This window comes from Streptomyces sp. NPDC056738 (assembly GCF_042790435.1).
Taxonomy (GTDB): Bacteria; Actinomycetota; Actinomycetes; order Streptomycetales; family Streptomycetaceae; genus Streptomyces.
This window is the reverse complement of the sequence record NZ_JBHTZF010000025.1, coordinates 39,526-58,316: the sequence shown is the minus strand read 5'-3', so window position 1 is coordinate 58,316 and position 18,791 is coordinate 39,526. Positions and strand designations below refer to the sequence as shown.

14 protein-coding genes are annotated in these 18,791 nt (G+C 72.3%); 6 read left to right on the top strand and 8 right to left on the bottom strand.

Going from position 1 to position 18,791, the window contains the following annotated elements; all coding sequences use genetic code 11:
* The first annotated feature begins 86 nt into the window (after positions 1-86).
* From ACFRIC_RS39515 to ACFRIC_RS39505, 3 genes are all read left to right on the top strand, one after another.
* Positions 87-1,100: a Gfo/Idh/MocA family protein gene (locus ACFRIC_RS39515; protein ID WP_382796595.1), complete on the top strand. Its 1,014-nt coding sequence runs from the start codon at positions 87-89 to the stop codon at positions 1,098-1,100.
* Positions 1,101-1,221: 121 nt separating this feature from the next.
* The gene (locus tag ACFRIC_RS39510) at positions 1,222-1,902 is read left to right on the top strand and encodes a TetR/AcrR family transcriptional regulator (RefSeq protein ID WP_382796593.1); all 681 of its coding nucleotides are present in this window, start codon (positions 1,222-1,224) and stop codon (positions 1,900-1,902) included.
* A 282-nt stretch (positions 1,903-2,184) separates the two neighbouring features.
* Entirely contained in the window at positions 2,185-3,651 is a 1,467-nt protein-coding gene (locus ACFRIC_RS39505; RefSeq protein WP_382796591.1) for a PP2C family protein-serine/threonine phosphatase, read from the top strand.
* Positions 3,652-3,854: 203 nt separating this feature from the next.
* Here the strand turns inward: ACFRIC_RS39505 and ACFRIC_RS39500 are convergent, their stop codons facing one another.
* A complete protein-coding gene (locus ACFRIC_RS39500; protein ID WP_382796589.1) occupies positions 3,855-5,357 on the bottom strand; it encodes a hypothetical protein in 1,503 nt (500 codons plus the stop codon).
* Between the two features lie 59 nt (positions 5,358-5,416).
* Positions 5,417-5,590, bottom strand: a complete 174-nt coding sequence (locus ACFRIC_RS39495; protein WP_382796658.1) for a hypothetical protein — start codon at positions 5,588-5,590, stop codon at positions 5,417-5,419.
* Here ACFRIC_RS39495 and ACFRIC_RS39490 point away from each other — a divergent pair.
* From ACFRIC_RS39490 to ACFRIC_RS39480, 3 genes are all read left to right on the top strand, one after another.
* Positions 5,589-6,728: an aminoglycoside phosphotransferase family protein gene (locus tag ACFRIC_RS39490; RefSeq protein WP_382796587.1), complete on the top strand. Its 1,140-nt coding sequence runs from the start codon at positions 5,589-5,591 to the stop codon at positions 6,726-6,728. The genes ACFRIC_RS39495 and ACFRIC_RS39490 overlap by 2 nt on opposite strands.
* A gap of 261 nt (positions 6,729-6,989) precedes the next feature.
* Positions 6,990-8,966 (top strand): N-acetylmuramoyl-L-alanine amidase, encoded by a 1,977-nt coding sequence (locus ACFRIC_RS39485; protein ID WP_382796585.1) that lies wholly within the window; start codon positions 6,990-6,992, stop codon positions 8,964-8,966.
* A gap of 206 nt (positions 8,967-9,172) precedes the next feature.
* Positions 9,173-11,491 carry a PAS domain S-box protein gene (locus ACFRIC_RS39480; protein WP_382796583.1) on the top strand — a complete coding sequence of 773 codons (2,319 nt, stop codon included), beginning with the start codon at positions 9,173-9,175 and terminating at the stop codon, positions 11,489-11,491.
* Between the two features lie 21 nt (positions 11,492-11,512).
* Here ACFRIC_RS39480 and ACFRIC_RS39475 read toward each other — a convergent pair whose 3' ends face one another.
* From ACFRIC_RS39475 to ACFRIC_RS39450, 6 genes are all read right to left on the bottom strand, one after another.
* The gene (locus ACFRIC_RS39475) at positions 11,513-12,010 is read right to left on the bottom strand and encodes a hypothetical protein (RefSeq protein WP_382796582.1); all 498 of its coding nucleotides are present in this window, start codon (positions 12,008-12,010) and stop codon (positions 11,513-11,515) included.
* A 130-nt stretch (positions 12,011-12,140) separates the two neighbouring features.
* Positions 12,141-15,032, bottom strand: a complete 2,892-nt coding sequence (locus ACFRIC_RS39470; protein ID WP_382796580.1) for an ATP-binding protein — start codon at positions 15,030-15,032, stop codon at positions 12,141-12,143.
* Between the two features lie 244 nt (positions 15,033-15,276).
* Positions 15,277-15,519: a DUF397 domain-containing protein gene (locus ACFRIC_RS39465; protein ID WP_037615767.1), complete on the bottom strand. Its 243-nt coding sequence runs from the start codon at positions 15,517-15,519 to the stop codon at positions 15,277-15,279.
* An 83-nt stretch (positions 15,520-15,602) separates the two neighbouring features.
* On the bottom strand, positions 15,603-16,769 hold the full coding sequence (locus tag ACFRIC_RS39460) for a thiolase domain-containing protein (RefSeq protein ID WP_382796578.1): 1,167 nt from the start codon (positions 16,767-16,769) through the stop codon (positions 15,603-15,605).
* Positions 16,766-17,821: a thiolase domain-containing protein gene (locus tag ACFRIC_RS39455; RefSeq protein ID WP_382796576.1), complete on the bottom strand. Its 1,056-nt coding sequence runs from the start codon at positions 17,819-17,821 to the stop codon at positions 16,766-16,768. Before ACFRIC_RS39455 ends, ACFRIC_RS39460 begins: the two co-directional genes overlap by 4 nt.
* On the bottom strand, positions 17,822-18,763 hold the full coding sequence (locus ACFRIC_RS39450; protein ID WP_382796574.1) for a Zn-ribbon domain-containing OB-fold protein: 942 nt from the start codon (positions 18,761-18,763) through the stop codon (positions 17,822-17,824). It abuts the gene before it with no gap.
* Positions 18,764-18,791: the final 28 nt, after the last annotated feature.

The window sequence follows — 18,791 nt, the reverse complement described above, 5'->3', positions numbered from 1 at the left end:
GGGTGCTGCGTCGCCGATGCCCGCGGCCGACAATCGGATCACCGGGCCGGAGCGGTCTCGGCAGTCGTCGGAGAGGTGCGCACCGCGTGAGTGAGCTGTTGGGTGTGGCGGTACTGGGTGCCGGACATATGGGGGCCGACCATGTACGCCGCCTGGACCGGGTGGTGAGCGGCGCCAGGGTGGCCGCCGTGGCGGATCCCGACACCGGGCGCGCCGAGGAGGCGGTCGCCGGTATCGACGGCGCCTCGGTCCACGCCGAGCCGGCGGCCGCGCTCGACGCACCCGGGGTGGAGGCCGTCCTCGTCGCCTCCCCCGGCCCCGCACACGAGGAAGCCCTCCTCGCGGCGTTCGCCCGGGGACTTCCGGTGCTGTGCGAGAAGCCGTTGACGCCGGAGTCGGCCGGGGCGCTGCGGGTGATGGAGGCGGAGGTGCGGCTCGGGCGACGGCTGGCGCAGGTCGGGTTCATGCGTCGGTACGACGCCGAGTACCAGCGCCTGAAGTCCCTGCTGGACGGCGGCCGGCTGGGCCGCCCGCTGATGCTGCACTGCACGCATCGCAACGTCTCCTCGCCGCCCGGCTTCACCTCGGCGATGCTCGTCAACAGTTCCGTCTCGCACGAGATCGACGCGGCGCGCTGGCTGCTGGGGCAGGAGATCACCGCGGTGACCGTGGTGCGCCCCCGGTCGTCGGCGACCGCGCCCGAGGGGCTGATCGACCCTCAGTTCGTCCTGTTCGAGACGGCCGGCGGCGCGCTGGTCGACGTCGAGGTCTTCGTGAACTGCGGATTCGGCTACCAGGTGGGGTGCGAGGCCGTGTGCGAGTCGGGGAGCGCGCGGATCGGGGACGAACGCTCCATGGCCGTGACCGCGGCGGGCGGCCGCAGCGAGGAGGTGGCGCAGGACTATCTCGTGCGCTTCGCCGACGCCTACGACCGCGAGGTGCAGGCATGGGTGGACGCCACCCGGGCCGGCCGGGTCACGGGCCCCGGGATCTGGGACGGGTACGCGGCGTCCGCCGTCGCCGAGGCGGGAGTCCGGGCGCTGGAGAGCGGCGTCCGGACGACCGTCGAACTCGTCGCGCGCCCGGCTCTCTACGCCTGACCGGCGCGCCGTCGGGGGCGTTCCGGTCGAGTCGAGTCCGCGACTCCGTTATGGCCTATCGCATCCGTGATAGGATCTAACAGACCGATGTTCCGCACCCCGACACGAAGAGGCGACGCCCGTGGCCGCAGACAGCCGGAACGGCACCGGCCCGCGCGACCGGTTCCGCGCACAGGTGCGCCAGGAAGTGAAGACCGCGGCGCTGCGCCAGCTCGCCGAGGGCGGTCCGGAAGCGCTGTCCCTCAACGCGATCGCCAAGCAGCTCGGCATGACGGGGCCCGCGCTCTACCGCTACTTCGCCAACCGCGACAGCCTGTTGACCGACCTCGTCGTCGACGCCTACGGGGACCTCGCGTCGAGTCTCGCCCGGGCCGCCGAGAGCGGCCCGGCGGACCCGGCCGCCCGGCTGGCCGGGCTGGTGCACGCCTACCGGGCCTGGGCGCTGGCCGAGCCGCACCGCTACCGCCTGCTCTTCCGGGCCCCGCTCCAGGGTTACGACGCCCAGGCCGCGACCCTGGTGGAGGCCTCGCAGCCGGCCATGGCCGTGCTCCTCGACGCGGTGAGCGCCCTGGCCGAGCCGGATCCGCGGGCCCCGGACGGCGCGGCGGCGGGATTCCTGGAGTGGCGCGAGCGGCACGGCTTCGAGGACGTGCCGGAGGCGGTCGCCGCGCGCTCCACCCTCCTGTGGGCCCATCTGCACGGCATGGTCGCCCTGGAGATCGAGGGCAACTTCGCGTCGATGGGCATCGATCCGTCCTATCTGTACGAGGCCGAGCTGACGGACTTCGCGCGATCGCTCTGAACGAACCCCGGACACTCGCACAAACGCCCTTCGAACAGCAGAATGAAAGCCCCGCCGGGGACTGCCCGCGCCCCCCAAGTCGCGTACGGTGTCTACGACTTGACATCACACGGCGACTACCGCATCGGGACCGGTCACCCACTCCGGGAGGACTGCGGCATATGCCAGAAGCATGACCGTATCGGGTGTTGCCAAACCACTTACAGTGCGTCGCGGGCTGTGCGACAGTCGTAGCGGTCCTTCCGTCACCGAGGTCGTACCGTCCCCGCATCGGAGTACGTCATGCCACCCCATCTCTCTGCGGACCGCCCCGCCGCCCAGCCGCCCAGCCGCGGCACGGTCGACGCGCTCATCTCGCAGACCCGCGCCCTGCGCGGCGAGGTGGACGCGGTACGGCGCGAGGCGCCCGCCGACGAGGAGGACGCCCAAGGGCGCTGGCAGCGCGCGCTGTGCAACCTGGCGCTGCATCAGCTCAACGACCTGGACGCGCACCTGGCCCAACTCCGGGACGGGCCGACGGAGCTGCCCGTCCCGCCCGAGGCCACCGCCGCCGCGCGGACCGCGCAGGCCGCGCCCCCGGCCGGCTCGCTGCTGAGCCGGGTCGGCAGCGCCGAGTGGAACCTGCTGACGGACGAGGCCAGTTGGTCCGGTGAGCTCTACGAGATCCTGGGCCGCGACGCCGCCGCTCCCCCGCTCACCCTCGACGAACTGCCCTCACTGGTCCAGGACGAGGACCGGCCGATGCTGACGGCGATGGTCACCGACTGCCTGATCGACGCCAAACCCATCGACGGCGAGTTCCGCATCGTGCGGCCCGACGGCGGCGTGCGGACCGTGCACATGATGGGTGAACCCGTGCTGGACGCCGACGGCAGCACCGCCTCGATGTGGGCCGTGCTGCGCGACGTCAGCGAACTGCGCCGCACCCAGCGGACGGTGGGCGAGACCGGGGAGTCCCTCCAGCGGCAGCGGCACCTCGCCCGGACCGAGCACCGGCTCGCGGTCGAACTCCAGGAGGCCGTCCTGCCGCCCTGGCGCGGCTCCCTGCGCCTCCCCCGCCGGGGACCCCGGGCGCTGGACGTGGCGGCCCACTATCTGCCCTCGTCGAGCAGCGCCCTCATCGGCGGCAACTGGTACGACGCCCTCGAACTCCCGGACGGGGAGACCCTGTTGAGCGTCGGCGACCTCACCGGCCACGGGGTCACCGTGACATCGGGCATGGCGATGCTGCTCGGCGCACTGCGCGGCATGGCGGTCGCCGGCACCCAGCCGGGTCAACTCCTCTCCTGGCTCAACCAGTTGCTCGACTCCACCGTCCAGCCCGCGCTGGGCAGCGCCGTCTGCTGCCGCTACGTCCCCGCGACCCGCACCCTGAGCTGGGCGCAGGCGGGACACCCCGCCCCGCTGCTGTACCGCGACGGGACGGGGCGCGCGCTGTCCGCACCGGACGGCGTCCTGCTGGGAGCCACCTCGGGTGCCGTCTACGGGCAGGCCGAGGAAAGCCTCCGCGCGGGCGACCTGCTGCTCCTGCACACCGAGGGACTGGTACCCCGGCCAACAGGGGCCCCGCACCAGGAGGAGACCGGAGGTCAGGAAGGAGCGAGGGCCGTCCAGAGGCTGCTCGACCTGGCCCCCCGCTTCGGCGAGGCCCGTACGGCCCAGGACTGTATTCGGATGGTTGTCGAGGAGTTCGGCGGGACCGAGCGCGAGGACGACGCCTGCGTGCTCATCGCCCGGATCGGCTCCTGAGGCAGGGCACGCCGAGGACGCCCGGCGCGACGAGGCCGACGGGAACGCCGAGAACACCGGAGTCCGAAGGCACCGGATCCGGACGGACGGTGGAGACACGGGAGTCGGCCGGGACCGTGAAGACACCGGGGACGGCACGGAAGCCGGGACCGGCATCCATCCCCCACGGCGGCTGACGTCGTTGTCAGCCGGGCCGCCGGGCCCTAGACGCGTGTGCTGTCGCCGCGCCGGGGCTTGAGCGAGCCCTTCGGCAGCGCGAGTTTGATCTCCTCACGCAGATCGCTGATCTTCGGATAGCTGGAGTACTGCCCGGTGAGCCGGTACATCTCCCGCAGCCGGTCCCAGGTGCGATGGGAGGAGTTCGAGCCCATCGACGTCAGGGCCAGTCGCGCGTACCGATCGGCCTGTTCGGGATCGTCGGCGATGAAGCAGGCCGACGCCAGCGAGATGTGGTCGAAGATCTTCGACCGGTCCCGCCCCGACTCCCGCAGTTTCAGGGCCTCCTTGGCGTGCCGCTGCGCGATCGCCGCGGCGGCCGGCTCGTGCTCGGCGAGCGTGCGGTAGGCGAGCGCCTGCATGCCATGCATGTCGGCCTCGTCGAACAACTGCATCCAACTGGGCGGCGGGACGTCCCCGCGGTCGGAGACGAACAGGTCCTCCGCCACACCGAGGGTGCGCCGCATGGCCTGGCCCTTGCCCATGGACGCCTGCGCCCACGCCTCGATGGTGTGCAGCATCGCCCGGGTACGGGGCAGTACCTCGTCCCCCGAACCGGACTTGGCGAGCTTCATGAGGTCGAGTGCGTCGTCGGGCCGGCCCAGGTGCACCATCTGCCGGGCCGCCCGGGAGAGCGCCTCCCCCGCACGGGGCCGGTCGCCGCCCTCACGGGCCGCGTGGGCGGCGATGACGAAGTACTTCTGAGCCGTGGGCTCCAGGCCGACGTCGTGCGACATCCAGCCCGCGAGGACGGCGAGGTTGGCGGCGACGCCCCACAGGCGCCGCTGGAGATGGTCGGGGTGCCGGTAGGAGAGCATGCCTCCCACTTCGTTGAGCTGGCCCACCACGGCCTTGCGTTGCAGCCCGCCGCCCCGGGACGCGTCCCAGGCCCGGAACACCTCGACGGAACGCTCCAGTTCCTCGATCTCCTGCGACCCGATGGGGGCGGCCTCGTAGCGGTCGAACCCGGCGGGGTCGGCGTGCAGGGGGTCTTCGAACGTCGGAGCGTCGGCCGTCAGGGCCGGATCGGTGTGAAGCCAGTCGTACATGGCAGAGCTGAGTGCGGAGCCCGCGGCGAGCGCGGCACCCGCGCCCACCAAGCCGCGTCGGTTGAGCATGAGGTCCATTCCCGTGAATTCGGTGAGGACCGCGGCAGTCCGGTCGGGCGCCCACGGCATTCCGTCGGGATGTTCCACACTCCCGGCGGCGCCTTGCCGTTTCCCCGCGCGCCCGTGCCGGACCAGACCGAGGTCTTCGATGGTCACGACACGGCCGAGACGCTCGGTGAACAGAGCCGCCAGCACCCGCGGCACCGGATCGCGCGGGATCTCTCCCATGTCGATCCACCGCCGCACCCGCGAGGTGTCGGTCGCGAGCTGCGGATGGCCCATGGCCGCCGCCTGCCGGTTGACCAGCCTCGCGAGCTCACCCTTGGACCAGCCGGCCAGGCCGAACAGGTCCGACAGACGAGTGTTGGGTTGTCCGTTCACGTCAAGCCCCCAGGTTCTCGGCTGATTTCGACAGTAACCGCCTGTCAGTTGCTGAGCGACTATTCGCCAGGGTTCGCCAGGGTGCGCCAGATGGTGTGCCAGTGGACATCGGGTGTCAGGTAGGAATGCGCCACCCCGACCCGGTTGCCAGGGACATTCCCCAGGATGAACCAGGCGGCCGGGGCGGGCAGCGCGGCAACTCGCAGGCACACGAAGGGATCTGTTTCGCCCATGTACACAGCATCGTCCTCCGTGTCCGCTCCGCCCCGGTCGTTGCACCCCCGCCCGGTGGGCAGCGGCCCTTACCTCGACCCCACGCGTCAGGCGGCCCCCGTGCTCGGCGCCGGCCGGACGCGGCGCGTGCCGGGGCTCGGCACCCAACCGCTCAGCGGGAGACTCGACTTGTCCGGCCCACAGGGGGCCCAGCTCCGCACGGCGATCGCGTCGGTGCACCGGATCTGTCCGGAGTTCGCTCCGGTGCAGGTGCTGCGCCGCAGCGCACGCTCCGTGCTCCTCGTGGGCACGACGGGGCGCAGCACGGCCGTCGCCAAGTGCTTACTGGACCAATCCCCCGTCTGGGCCGAGCGGATCCGGCACGAAATAGCTGCATACCGTCTGTTCGTCCGGCACCGCCCGCCTGTTCGGGTGCCCCGGCTGATCGCGGCGGATCCGGACAACTGCACACTGGTGATCGAGCGCATGCCGGGCCGGGTGGCCGCGCTCCAGCGGCACCCGGTCGAGGCGCCGCCCCGCGCGGACATCCGTGCCGCGCTGAGCGCCATCTGCCGGCTGAACGCCTGGCGGCCGCCGGCGGGGACCTTCAACGCCCCGCTGGACTACGCGGAACGGATCTCCCGCTTCCACGAGCTGGGGCTGCTCACCGACCGGGACATGGGCGACCTGCAGAAGCTGGTGCACGGTATCGCCACGACCTCCGGACGCCAGGGCATGGGTCAGTTCTGCCACGGCGACGCCCTCCTGTCGAACATCCTTCTCTCACCGGCCGGTCCAGTGCTGGTGGACTGGGAGCACGCGGGCTGGTATCTGCCGGGCTACGACCTGGCGACCCTGTGGGCGGTCCTCGGCGACGCCCCCGTGGCCCGCCGTCAGATCAGCCAGCTCGCGCAGTCGGCGGGCCCGACGGCACGGGACGCCTTCCTGGTGAACCTGATGATCGTCCTGACCCGCGAGATCCGTACGTACGAGATGGCCGTGCAGCGTTCGCTGCACGACGCGGCCCCGGCGGCAGCGGGCCCCACCCACCCGGCTGCCGCGCCGTCCGGCGAGGAACAGCGGCTGCTGCTGAGGCGGCTGCACGACGACTGCCAGATGGCCCGCCGGGCCGTGCGTGCGGCGGTCGGCACTCGCTGAAGGGGATGGAGGTCCGCGGTGACGCCGGCACACGGGCGCACCGCGGACCTCCTCTTGCACGACCCGCCGTTCGGGGCATTGGTCCAGGCCACTGACGCCCCGCAGGCCGGGAGGCCGCCGCCACGAAACCCCGCTCACCCCACGCTGACATGGGAAATCGCCTCCTGCTGCGCATGATTGACGGATCGTCGGAGAGCCGGTAGCACTGACGCGTTCGGCTCTCGCACGCCCCACCGCGCTCGACCGTCCCAGGAGGCTGCTTTGCATCGGTCCGCCACCGACCCCAAGGACACCGGCACCACCAGGCACAGACGCGTGCGCAGATCCGCGGGAGCCGTCGCCTCGGCGGCGCTGCTGCTGCCGCTGCTCGGCGCGGCGCCTTCGAGCTCGGCCGAGGAGGCGCCCGCGAACGGGCTGCAGGGCGCGTTCACCGCCGCTGCCGCCGAGTACCACGTTCCGTCGAGCGTGCTGCTCGCCGTCTCCTATCTGCAGTCCCGCTGGGACACGCACGCCGGAGCCCCGAGCGTCACGGGCGGCTACGGCCCCATGCACCTGACCGACGCCCGTACGGCCATCGCCGCGACCCCGCATCACAGCGACGGCACGGAGGACGCCCGCGGCGACAGCTCGCGCGCCGCCCTCAGGCCCGACACGGCCGTGCCCACGAACGCCCAACTGCCCGCACGTCTCAAGACCTTGACGAAGGCCGCCGACCTCACCGGACTGCCCGCGGAGCGGCTGCGCACCGACGCCGCGGCGAACGTCGCGGGCGGCGCCGCGCTCCTGGCCGCCGCCCAGCGGGACCTCGGCGAACCCCTGAGCGACGACCCCGCCGACTGGTACGGCGCGGTGGCACGCTTCTCGGGAGCGGACGACAGCGGCACGGCGGCGACCTACGCCGACGACGCGTACGACGTGATGCGCACCGGCGAGTCGCGCACCACGGACACCGGCCAGCAGGTGCGGCTCGCCGCCCGGCCCGGGCTGAGCCCCGACACCGCGCAACTGCGCCGGACGGGACTGCGGACGGCCTCCGCCGACGGCACGGAGTGCCCGCGGAGCGTGTCCTGCGAGTGGATCCCGGCCCCGTACGAGGAGTTCGGCGAGGGCGACTACGGCAACCACGACCTGGGCGACCGGCCCGCCTCCCAGAGCATCAGGTACATCGTCATCCATGACACGGAAGGCACCTGGGACGGGGTGCTGAACCTGGTCCAGGACCCGACCTATGTGTCGTGGAACTACACCCTGCGCTCGACCGACGGGCACATCGCCCAGCACGTGAAGGCCAAGGACGTGGCCTGGCACGCCGGCAACTGGTACATCAACGCGAAGTCGATCGGTCTGGAGCACGAGGGCTTCCTGACCGCGCCCGACACCTGGTACACGGAGGAGATGTACCGGGCCTCCGCGCGCCTGGTGCGCTACCTCGCCCGCACGTACGACATCCCGCTGGACCGGCAGCACATCCTCGGGCACGACAACGTCCCCGGTCCGACGACCTCCACCATCCCGGGCATGCACACGGACCCGGGCCCGTACTGGGACTGGCAGCACTACTTCACCCTCCTCGGTCATCCCTTCCACCCGGCGTACGGCAAGGGCGCCGAGCTGGTGACCGTGCTGCCGGACTTCGACGCGAACCAGCCGGTGTACACGGGCTGCGTCACCCAGGGCCAGCCCTGCGCCGCGCACGGTTCCAGCGAGGTGCGCCTGTACTCCCAGCCGGACGAGACCTCGCCGCTGATCAAGGACATCGGCCTGTACCCGAAGGGCGACGCGTCGACGACCGGCGTGAACGACGTCGGCTCGCGTGTCTCCACGGGACAGCGGTACGCGCTCGCCGGACGGGACGGCGACTGGACGGCGATCTGGTACCTGGGCCAGAAGGCCTGGTTCAAGAACCCGCGCAAGCAGCCGACCGCGGTGCGGGCGTCGGGGCCGGCCGTGACCCCCAAGGAGGGCCTGGCGGAGATCTCCGTGTACGGCAGGGCGTACCCGGAGAAGGAGGCGTACCCGGCGGGCGTGCCCGTCCAGGCCGTCTCGCCACTGCCGTACAAGATCCTCGCCGGCCAGCTCTACGCGGCCGGTGACAAGGTGCCCGGCGAGTACTTCTACTCACCGACCTTCGACACCGCGCCGCACCGGGTGGTGATCGGTACGGACATGTACTACGAGATCCAGTTCGGGCACCGGGTGGAGTTCGTGCGGGCCGCGGACGTGGACCTGGTTCCGTAGTCCGTCCGGCGTTCCGGGGCCGGGTCCGCGCGGGGCGGGCCCGGCGTCCGGATCGCCGAAGACAATGACACCGGCAAGCGACCAGGGAAAGTGACGTCCAGAACAGGTTCGACCGCGCTCGGGTCAGTTAACGACATGTAACCGCACGCCTGCTCTCCGTACGCTGTGATGGGCCGTTCACGAACACGGCACACCCTGGGGCAGGCATGGGCAACTTCGTCAAAGAGACTTCAACGCGGCCGTCCGGTACGGCGGTCCCCCGGCGCTGCGAGTGCGGTGGCGAACCCCGCAACGACGCGCCCGCGGGGGCCGAGGAAAGGTTTCGGGGTCTGCTGGAGGCGGCACCCGATGCCATGGTCATCGTCGACGACACCGGAACCATCAAGCTCGTCAACGCCCAGACCGAAGTCCTCTTCGGCTACACCCGCGACGAACTTCTGGGCCGCCCCGTGGAGCTCCTCGTACCGAGCCGCTTCCGCGCCCACCACACCTTCCACCGCGACGGATACGCCAACAACCGCCAGGTCCGCCCGATGGGCGCCGAACTCGAACTGCACGGCCTGCGCAAGAACGGCACCGAGTTCCCCGTCGAGATCAGCCTCAGTCCGCTGGAGACCACCGACGGACTCCTCGTCTCCGCGGCCGTCCGCGACGTCAGCGACCGCAAGGCCGCAGAGGAAAGGTTTCGGGGTCTGCTGGAGGCGGCACCCGATGCCATGGTCATCGTCGACGACACCGGAACCATCAGACTCGTCAACGCCCAGACCGAGGCCCTGTTCGGCTACCGCCGCGAGGAACTGCTCGGGCACCCCGTGGAGCTCCTCGTACCGGGCCGTTTCCGCGGCCACCACCACCAGCACCGCAACGGCTACACCGACAACCGCCAGGTCCGCCCGATGGGCGCGGGACTCGAACTGCACGGCCTGCGCAAGAACGGCAGCGAGTTCCCCGTCGAGATCAGCCTCAGCCCGCTGGAGACCACCGACGGGCTCCTCGTCTCCGCGGCCGTCCGCGACGTCAGCGAGCGCAAGCGCGCCGAGGCACGCATCAACGAACTCGCCGGCCTCGTGGAGTCCTCGCAGGACGCGATCCTGGCCAAGACCCTGGACGGTCACATCACGTACTGGAACGCGGCGGCGCAGCGGTTGTACGGCTACTCGCGGGCCGAGGTGATGGGCAAGCACGTGTCCCTGCTCGCGACGACGGAGCGGCGGGGCGAGATCGACATGCTCCTCGACCGGCTGCGCAGCGGTGAGAAGGTCGAGCACTTCGAGACCCTGCGGCTGACGCGCTCGGGCGCCCTGCTGGACGTGGACATCACCCTGTGGCCCACCCGGGACGCGGACGGCACGGTGATCGGCGCGTGCGCGATCGTCCGGGACGTCAGCGACCGCAAGCGGGCCGAGGCGGAGCTGACCTTCCTGTACGAGCAGCAGCGGCACATCGCCCTGACCCTCCAGCGCAGCCTCATGGGAACGCCGCCCGCCATCCCGGGCCTGACCACCGCGAGCCGCTACCGGCCCGCCACGCAGGGCGCGGGCGTGGGCGGGGACTGGTTCGACCTGATCCCTCTCGGCGCCGGCCGGGTCGGCGTGCTGATCGGCGACGTGATGGGCCGCGGTCTGGACGCCGCCGCGGTGATGGGCCAACTGCGGTCCGCCGCGCACGCCCTGGCCAAGACCGGTATGCAGCCGCGCCAGTTGATGCAGGCCCTGGAGGCCGTCGTCGGCGATCTAGACGTGCCCGACCAGCTCGTGACCTGCTGCTATCTGGTCATCTCCGCCGACGCCGGCGAGGTGACCGTCTGCTCGGCCGGGCATCTGCCGACCCTGGTGGCCACGCCCGGCGCCGGTGCCCGGCAGCTCGCCGCGCCGGTGAACGCGCCGCTCGGTGTGGGCGGCATCCTCTACGAACAGTCGACCTCGGTGATCCCTCCCGGGGCGACCCTCGTCCTGTACACCGACGGCCTCATCGAGACGCCCGGCAGCGACATCGAGGACCAGCTCACCGAGCTGACCTCCACGCTCACGGACCTGTTCACCGCCGCGCCCGATCTGGAGGAGGCCGCCGACCATGTGCTGTCGGCCCTGCTGCCGGACGCCGACGGGCACAACGACGACGTCACCCTGCTGCTCACCCGGCTCCCCGACGGGCCCCTGGCCACCGTCAACACCGACCTGCCCGCGGTTCCCGAGTCGGTCCCGGAGGGCCGCGCCTTCCTCAGCAAGGCGCTGACCGCCTGGGACTGCGTTCCCGCCGCGGACGACGCCCGGCTGCTGCTCTCGGAGATCCTCACCAACGCCGTGCAGCACGCGCAGGGGCCCATCGGCCTGCATCTGTGCCGCAGCGCGACCGACCTGACCGTGGAGATCAGCGACCGCAGCCCGCATCTGCCGCAGCCCCGCACGGCCGGCGAGGACGAGGAGTCGGGACGGGGCCTGATCCTGGTCCGCACGCTGGCCGACAACTGGGGCGTACGGCCCACCGACGCGGGCAAGACGACCTGGTTCACCCTCAAACTGTGACGCCGGGTGGGGTGTTCGGCCTCAGCCCTGCTGGAACAACTCCGCCGGGAGCGGCTTCAGGAGTGCGTACAGGTCGTCCGTGATCGGACGGTCCCAGGCGGCGATGGTCACCAGGACGTTGTCGCTGCGGTCGAACTGGACGCAGGAGATACGGGTCTCGGAGAGCTTCAGCCGGCGCACGATCATGAGGTTGTCGCCCTGCATCACCGGCATGTCCTCGGTCCCGGTGACGGTCACCTCCTCGTTGTTCTCCAGCGCGATGAGGAGCTGGGCCACCTCGAAGGGGACCTCGTTCTCGGCGACGTCCCGGGCCTGGGAGCCCTCGGGCAGATTGCCGATGATCATCGCGGGACCGCGGCCGCCGAACAGGTCGTACCGCAGGAAAACGCCCTGGCAGCTTCCGTCGGGGGCGGGCAGCAGGCCCGCGCCGAGATTGCCGGGCCAGTCGCCCGGATCCATGGCCAGAACATCGAAGTCGGGCCCGGCGGGCGTGGCGCTGCGGCGGCGGAGGAAGGACATGCCGCAATGGTACGTGCACGGGCGCGTAGCGGTCCCCACGGGCGCCGTGGGAACCGGCCCCCGCGGACTCTGTGGGTGGGCCCCCGCGGACGCAGTCGGTGCGGGGCCGGAGGGCGGCCCCGCACCGGTGTCAGGAGATGGCCTGCTCCCCCAGTGCCGCCGCCAGTCCCTGGCGGTCGGTGCCGACCTTGCGGTAGACCGCGGACAGGAGCCGGGCGACGGCGTGCTCGTCGACGTGCAGCTCCTCGGCGATCTGGGCCGGGGTCCGGTCCATCGCGGCCAGCGAGGCGGCGGTGCGCTCGCGGGCGGTGAGGGCGTCCGTCTCGGTGCTGTGCAGCCGTCGCGGGCGCAGTCCGGCCGAGGCCAGCTCGTCGCGGGCGTCCTCGATCAGTCCGTCGGCGCCGCACTGGACCGCCGCGTCGAGGCCGCGGTACAGGTGCTCGGCGGCTTCCCTGGGGCGTCCGGCGCGGCGCAGTTCGGTGCCCAGGGCGACCAGGGAGCAGGCCAGTTCGTAGGCGGCCGGGGAGCGCTCCAGGTGGGCGACGGACTCCTCGAGGAGCTTGACGCGGTCCGGGCCCGGGGAGACCTCGGCGGCCACGCGCAGGGCCTGGCCGATCGTGGAGGGGGCGCCGTACTGGCGGGCGCGGTTCACCGCTTCGAGTGCCGTGGCGACGGCGCGCTCGGGGGCGTCGTGGCTCTCGGCGCGGGCGAGGTGGAGCTGCCAGGGGCACCAGGCGGGGTTGCGCATGCCGCGTGGGTCCAGGCGGCGGCCGGCGGACGCGAGCTCGGCGGCGGCTTCCTTGGTGAGGCCGCGGGCGAGCAGCAGTTCGCCGTACACGGTCTGTGCGTCGGGGAAGGTCACGGCGGCCGGGAAGGGCGCGTGGAAGGCGTAGGCCTCGCCGGTGCGCGCGGCCTCGTCGACCTGGCCCCGGGCGAGCAGGACCTGGATGAGGGTGCCCACCGCGTACCAGTGGACGGGGGTACCGGGGCCGACGCGTTCGGCGAGCCGGAGGCCCGCGCGGACGAAGTCCTCGGCCTCGGCGAGACGGCCGCGGCGGAAGCGGACGTATCCGAGGATCGTGTAGCCGAAGGAGAGGTGGGCGCCGTGCCAGCCCTGGGATTCGAAGTCGGCGATGCCGGTGGCGAAGAGTTCCTCGGTGCGGCCCGGCCGGTCGGCGTACATGAAGGTCATGGCGACCAGGACGGGGACCTCGAAGCCGCGGTCGGCCTCGGCCCAGCCGAGGCCGCCGGCCAGGGCGCGCTCGGCGTGGTGGAGGGCCACGGGTGCGGGTTCGCCGCGCAGGGTGGCGTCCCAGGCGCGCAGCCCGATCACATAGCGCTCGGTGAGGTCGTGGCCGGTGAGCCGGTCGGCGAGGCGGGCCAGGCGCCGGGAGCGGGCGGGCGAGTCGGGTTCGTCGGCGCGGAAGGCGTCCCACATGAACTGTTCGGACTGCATGCGCAGGCGTACCCGGGCGTCGCCGGTGACCGGGATCTCGCGGGCGAGGGTCTCGGAGGCCTCGGCGAGGCGGTCGCTGTGGGCGAGCACCTGGGAGAGGCGGTAGACGATGTTGTGGCGCAGCTCGGGGTCGGTGATCGGTTCCTCTAGGGCGGCCCGCAGATGGTTGACCGTGGTCCCCGGCTCGGTGAGCAGGGACGCGCAGCCCAGTTCGTACAGGACGGCGGCGCGGTCCTCGAAGGGCGGGGGTTCGCGCAGGGCGCGGGCGAGGTAGCGGCGGGCGGCGTCGGGGGCTCCGGCGCGCTGGGTCTCGCGGGCCGCGGCGCGCAGTTGCTGGACGATCCAGGTGTCGCCGTCCGGGTGGGTCTCCATGAGGTGGCGGGCGGCGGCGGCCGGTCCGAGCCCTTCGTCGATCACGCACCAGGCGGCCTGGCCGTGCAGGGCGACCCGGACGCTTCCGGGGATGTCGCGGTAGACGGCGGTGGCGATCAGCGGGTGGACGAATTCGAGGGGGTCGACGCCGGTCAGGATGCGGGCGGTGCGCAGGGCGTCCGCCGCGTCGGCGGCCTCCTCGGAGCCGAGTCCCGCGACGGCGGCGGCGAGCGGTGGGCGGATCTCGGTGCCGAGCACGGCGCAGGCCCAGGCGAAGCGGACGGTCGCGGTGCCGAGGCGTTCGAGGCGGGCGACGATGCCGCTGCCCTTGACGGCGGCGGCGAGGTCGCGCAGGAGGTGCGCTCCGTCCTCGGTCGGGGTGAGTCCGCGGTCGCGGACCTTGGCGGTCAGTTCGACGGCTTCGAAGGGGTTGCCCGCGGTGACCGCCCAGCACTCGCGGCAGAACGCGTCGTCGGCCTGGGTGCCCAGGTCCTCCCGGACGAGCCGGGCGACGGCGGCGGCGCTGAGCGGTTCGAGGCCGATGGGGCGCTGTCCCGCACGGCCGGGCAGTCCCCTGAACGCCTCGGCGTGTTCGGGCAGTTCGTCCGGGCGGTAGGCGACGACGAGCAGCAGCGGGAGCTGTTCGGCGCGGGGTGCGAAGGCGGCGAGCCAGCTCAGCGACTCGGCGTCGGCCCAGTGCGCGTCGTCCAGGAGGAGCACCATGGGGGCGCGCTGCACGGCGAGGTGGGTGAGCACCCAGTCGAGTCCGGCGCGTAGGCCCTGCTGGTCGGGTGGGGCGCCCTCGGACGGCGCGCACAGGCCGAGCGCGGGGCCGACGATGGCGTACCAACTCCCCAGGGAGGCGCGGAGTTCGGCCTCGGAGTAGCCGGCGAGCTGCGGTTGCAGGAGCTGGCGGGCGACGTGGAAGGCGACGCGCTGTTCCTGCTCCCCGCCGCGCGCGCTCAGCACGGTGCAGCCCTTGGCCGCGGAGCGCCTGCGGACCTCGCCGAGCAGGGTCGTCTTCCCGATGCCGGCGCGTCCGGCGAAGGCCAGGAGCGCGCCGCGTGGGCGGCCCGGCGGCTCGCCGGGCTCCCGGCGCAGGCCGACCAGGTCGCTCAACGCCTCGTCGGCCGCGGAGAGTTCACTCTCGCGCTCGAAGAGCGTCCGACGGCTGCGAAGGCTTCGTTGCCCCATGATCACCCCCTGCCACGATCGCGCGTCCGCGCGGGGAGCGGATGCGCACCGTGACCTACAGGCACCTCAGCGTACGCCCCGATCATCCACGGGGCAGCCCGTTCGGACGCTCCAGGTCAGAACCTCTCGCGCGGCGGCGGGGCCGTGGGAGGGCCGGACGGCGGGCGGCCTCCGGGGCGCGGGGACCCCGGCCGCCGCCCTGGCTGGTGTCGGGGCGGCGGAGCGGGTTCCGGCGGTCGTCGGTTCAGGTCAGGTCGAACTCCCCTTCGCGGGCCCCCGATACGAACGCCCCCCACTCCGCGGGCGTGAAGATCAGGGAAGGGCTCTGGGGGCGGCCACTGTTGCGCATCGCGATGAAGCCCTCGACGAAGGCGATCTGGACATCTCCGCGCCCTCGGCTGCTGGACTGCCAGTCGGCGTTGCTGAGGTCCAGCTCCGGCTTGTCCCAGCCCGCGAGCGGGTGCTGCTCGATGGTGCTCTCGGCCACGTCCGTGCTCCTCCCGGTTCGTCGTCCGCGGCCAGCCTAGCGATCGGCCGGTGCCGCGCACAGGCCATGTGGGAGGGACGGTCTCAGGAGGTGGGCGGCTCGGTGCCGACCAGCCACATCGAGAAGAACTGGGAGCCGCCTCCGTAGGCGTGTCCGAGCACCCTGCGGGCCCCGTCGACCTGGTGTTCTCCGGCCTGGCCGCGCACCTGGAGGGCGGCTTCGGCGAAGCGGATCATGCCGGAGGCGCCGATCGGATTGGTGGAGAGGACCCCGCCCGACATGTTGACGGGCAGGTCGCCCTCCAGTTCGGTCACGCCGGACTCGGTGAGCTTCCAGCCCTCGCCCTCGTCGGCGAAGCCGAGGTTCTCCAGCCACATGGGCTCGTACCAGGAGAACGGCACGTACATCTCGACGGCGTCGATGTCGCGGCGGGGGTCGGCGATCCCGGCCTGGCGGTACACGTCGGCCGCGCAGTCCTTGCCGGCCTGCGGGGAGACGAAGTCCTTGCCGGCGAAGAGGGTCGGTTCGCTGCGCATCGCGCCGCCGTGCATCCAGGCGGGCGGGCGCGGTGAACGGGCGGCGCCGGCGCGGTCGGTGAGGATCATCGCGCAGGCCCCGTCGGAGGAGGGGCAGGTCTCCGAGTAGCGGATCGGGTCCCAGAGCATGGGCGAGGCCTGGACCTTCTCCAGGGTGATGTCGTGCTCGTGCAGGTGCGCGTACGGGTTCTTCAGCGCGTTGCGGCGGTCCTTGTAGGCGACGAGCGAGCCGACGGTGTCGGGGGCGCCGGTGCGCCGCATGTAGGCGCGTACGTGCGGGGCGAAGAAGCCGCCGGCGCCGGCGAGCAGGGGCTGCTGGAAGGGGATGGGCAGGGACAGGCCCCACATCGCGTTGGATTCGGACTGTTTTTCGAAGGCGAGGGTCAGCACGGTTCCGTGGACGCGGCCGGCGACGAGGTTGGTCGCGACGAGGGCCGTCGATCCGCCGACGGAACCAGCCGTGTGCACCCGGAGCATCGGCTTGCCGGTGGCACCGAGCGCGTCCGCGAGATACAGCTCGGGCATCATGACGCCCTCGAAGAAGTCGGGCGCCTTGCCGATGACGACGGCGTCTATGTCGGCCCACGTCAGCTCGGCGTCCGCCAGGGCGCGCTGGGCGGCCTCGCGGACGAGTCCGGCGATGGACACGTCCCGGCGTGCCGCCACGTGCTTGGTCTGGCCGATGCCCACGACGGCCACGGGTTCCTTGCTCATCGGGCGTCCCCTTCGAGTACGGCGACCAGGTTCTGTTGGAGGCAGGGGCCGGAGGTGGCGTGGGCCAGCGCCCGGTCGGACTCCCCGCGGTGGATGCGGGCCGCGGCCTCGCCGATGCGGATGAGGCCCGCCGCCATGATCGGGTTGGCGGCGAGGGCGCCTCCCGAGGGATTGACGCGCACGCTGTCATCGAGCCGCAGCGCCTTGCGCAGGACGACTTCCTGGGAGGTGAAGGGGGCGTGCAACTCGGCCGTGTCGACGGGTCGTTCGAAGGCTCCGGCGCGTTCGGCGGCCAGCCGGGCGGACGGCGAGTCGGTCAGGTCGCGTACGCCGAGGGCGTGGGGCTCGATGCGGTGGTCGATGCCCCGGATCCAGGCGGGCCGCTCGCACAGTTCGCGGGCCCGGTCCCCCGCCGCGAGGATCACGGCGGCGGCGCCGTCGCCGACGGGCGGGCAGTCGCCGGTACGGAGGGGTCGTACGAGGTAGTCGCCCTGGGGCACCGAACCACGGAGCTGGGCGTGGGAGTTGGCGCTCGCCGAGGCCCGGCTGCGGGCGCCGACGGAGGCGAGTCCGGCCTCGTCGGTCTCGCCGGCATCGATGAGCGCCTGCGCCTGCAGGGCGGCGAGGGCGACCGAGTCGGGCCACAGCGGGGCCAGGTAGTACGGGTCCAACTGCCGTGTCAGGACGTCGCGTACGGAGCCGGGCGAGGACTTGCCGTAGGAGTAGACGAGCGCGGTGTCGGCGTCGCCGGTGAGCAGTTTGGTCCAGGCCTCGTACAGCGCCCAGGCGCCGTCCATCTCGACGTGCGACTCGGAGATCGGCGGCCAGGCGCCGACGCCGTCGAGCGCCATGGTGAAGGAGAAGGCGCGGCCCGCGAGATAGTCGCTGGAGCCGGAGCACGTGAAGCCGATGTCGCCGGCCCGCAGGCCCGTCCGGTCGAGGACCTCGTGCAGGACGGGCAGGAGCATCTCCACTTCGGAGTGCTCGTCGGAGGTGCGCCGGTGGTCGCTCTGCGCGAAGGCGACGACGGCGATGTCCCTGATGGGCTCCATCTACAGCATCTCCTTGTACGTCTCGTAGTCCGCGTCGGGTTCCCCGGTGGGCCGGTAGTGGTCGGGGTAGCGGCCGTCCTCGGACCACACGGGCTCCACGCGCAGGCCCATCCGGACCTCGTCGTAGGGGATGCCGCCGATCCGGCCGTGCAGCGCGAGGCCGGCGCCGTCGAGGGCGATGTGCGCGTAGACGTAGGGGACTTCGATGTCGAGGTTCTTCGCCTTGATGTTGACGATGCAGTACGTGGTGACGGTGCCGCGCGGGCCGACCTCGACCTGTTCGGAGGTGGCCACCCCGCAGGTGGGACAGGCGCCCTTGGGCGGGACGTACACCTTGCGGCAGGAGGGGCAGCGTTCGCCGAGGGTCTTCCGCTCGGCGAGGCCCGCGATGTACGCGGCCTGGGCGCGGCCCGGTGAGTAGACGTAGTCGAGCCGTGCGGGGGCGACAATCCCGGTCACCATGTCCTCGAACCGGCCGTCGCGGCCCGCGGGTTCGTCGGGTGCTCCGTCGTGGGGCTCGAAGCAGGCGATGTCGGTGATGGCGCCGGAGCGCTCGGCGGCCCAGCGGACGCGGACGCGCATTCCGGTGCGCACGGCGTCGGGGCCGGGGACGTCGAGCGCGTGCAGCAGCGCGGTGTCGGCACCGTCGAGCTTGACCAGGACCCAGGCGAAGGGGGTGCCGAGGGGCTGGCCGCGGCGGGGTTCGTGGTTCCAGGCCCAGGTGGTGACGGTGCCGGTGGGGGCGACCTCGACGAGGTCGGACAGTTCCTCGGCGGTGACGGGGTCATACTCGACGGGCGGGACGAGGGTGCGTCCGTCGGCGGTCCGTACGCCGAGGACGACCTTTTCGCGCAGGCCGGTGAGGAACGCGCTCTGCACGGGTCCGAGCGATCGGGTGAAGGGGAACTCGACGACGAGGGGGGCCTTGAGGACTTCGGGCATCCCGGATCTCTCCTTCCAAAGGCCGGCC

Coding starts and splice junctions, on each gene's coding strand:
- ACFRIC_RS39505 (WP_382796591.1), top strand. CDS start 2,185: ATGCCACCCCATCTCTCTGCGGACCGCCCCGCCGCCCAGCCGCCCAGC.
- ACFRIC_RS39490 (WP_382796587.1), top strand. CDS start 5,589: ATGTACACAGCATCGTCCTCCGTGTCCGCTCCGCCCCGGTCGTTGCAC.
- ACFRIC_RS39495 (WP_382796658.1), bottom strand. CDS start 5,590: ATGGGCGAAACAGATCCCTTCGTGTGCCTGCGAGTTGCCGCGCTGCCC.
- ACFRIC_RS39480 (WP_382796583.1), top strand. CDS start 9,173: ATGGGCAACTTCGTCAAAGAGACTTCAACGCGGCCGTCCGGTACGGCG.
- ACFRIC_RS39475 (WP_382796582.1), bottom strand. CDS start 12,010: ATGTCCTTCCTCCGCCGCCGCAGCGCCACGCCCGCCGGGCCCGACTTC.
- ACFRIC_RS39470 (WP_382796580.1), bottom strand. CDS start 15,032: ATGGGGCAACGAAGCCTTCGCAGCCGTCGGACGCTCTTCGAGCGCGAG.
- ACFRIC_RS39460 (WP_382796578.1), bottom strand. CDS start 16,769: ATGAGCAAGGAACCCGTGGCCGTCGTGGGCATCGGCCAGACCAAGCAC.
- ACFRIC_RS39455 (WP_382796576.1), bottom strand. CDS start 17,821: ATGGAGCCCATCAGGGACATCGCCGTCGTCGCCTTCGCGCAGAGCGAC.
- ACFRIC_RS39450 (WP_382796574.1), bottom strand. CDS start 18,763: ATGCCCGAAGTCCTCAAGGCCCCCCTCGTCGTCGAGTTCCCCTTCACC.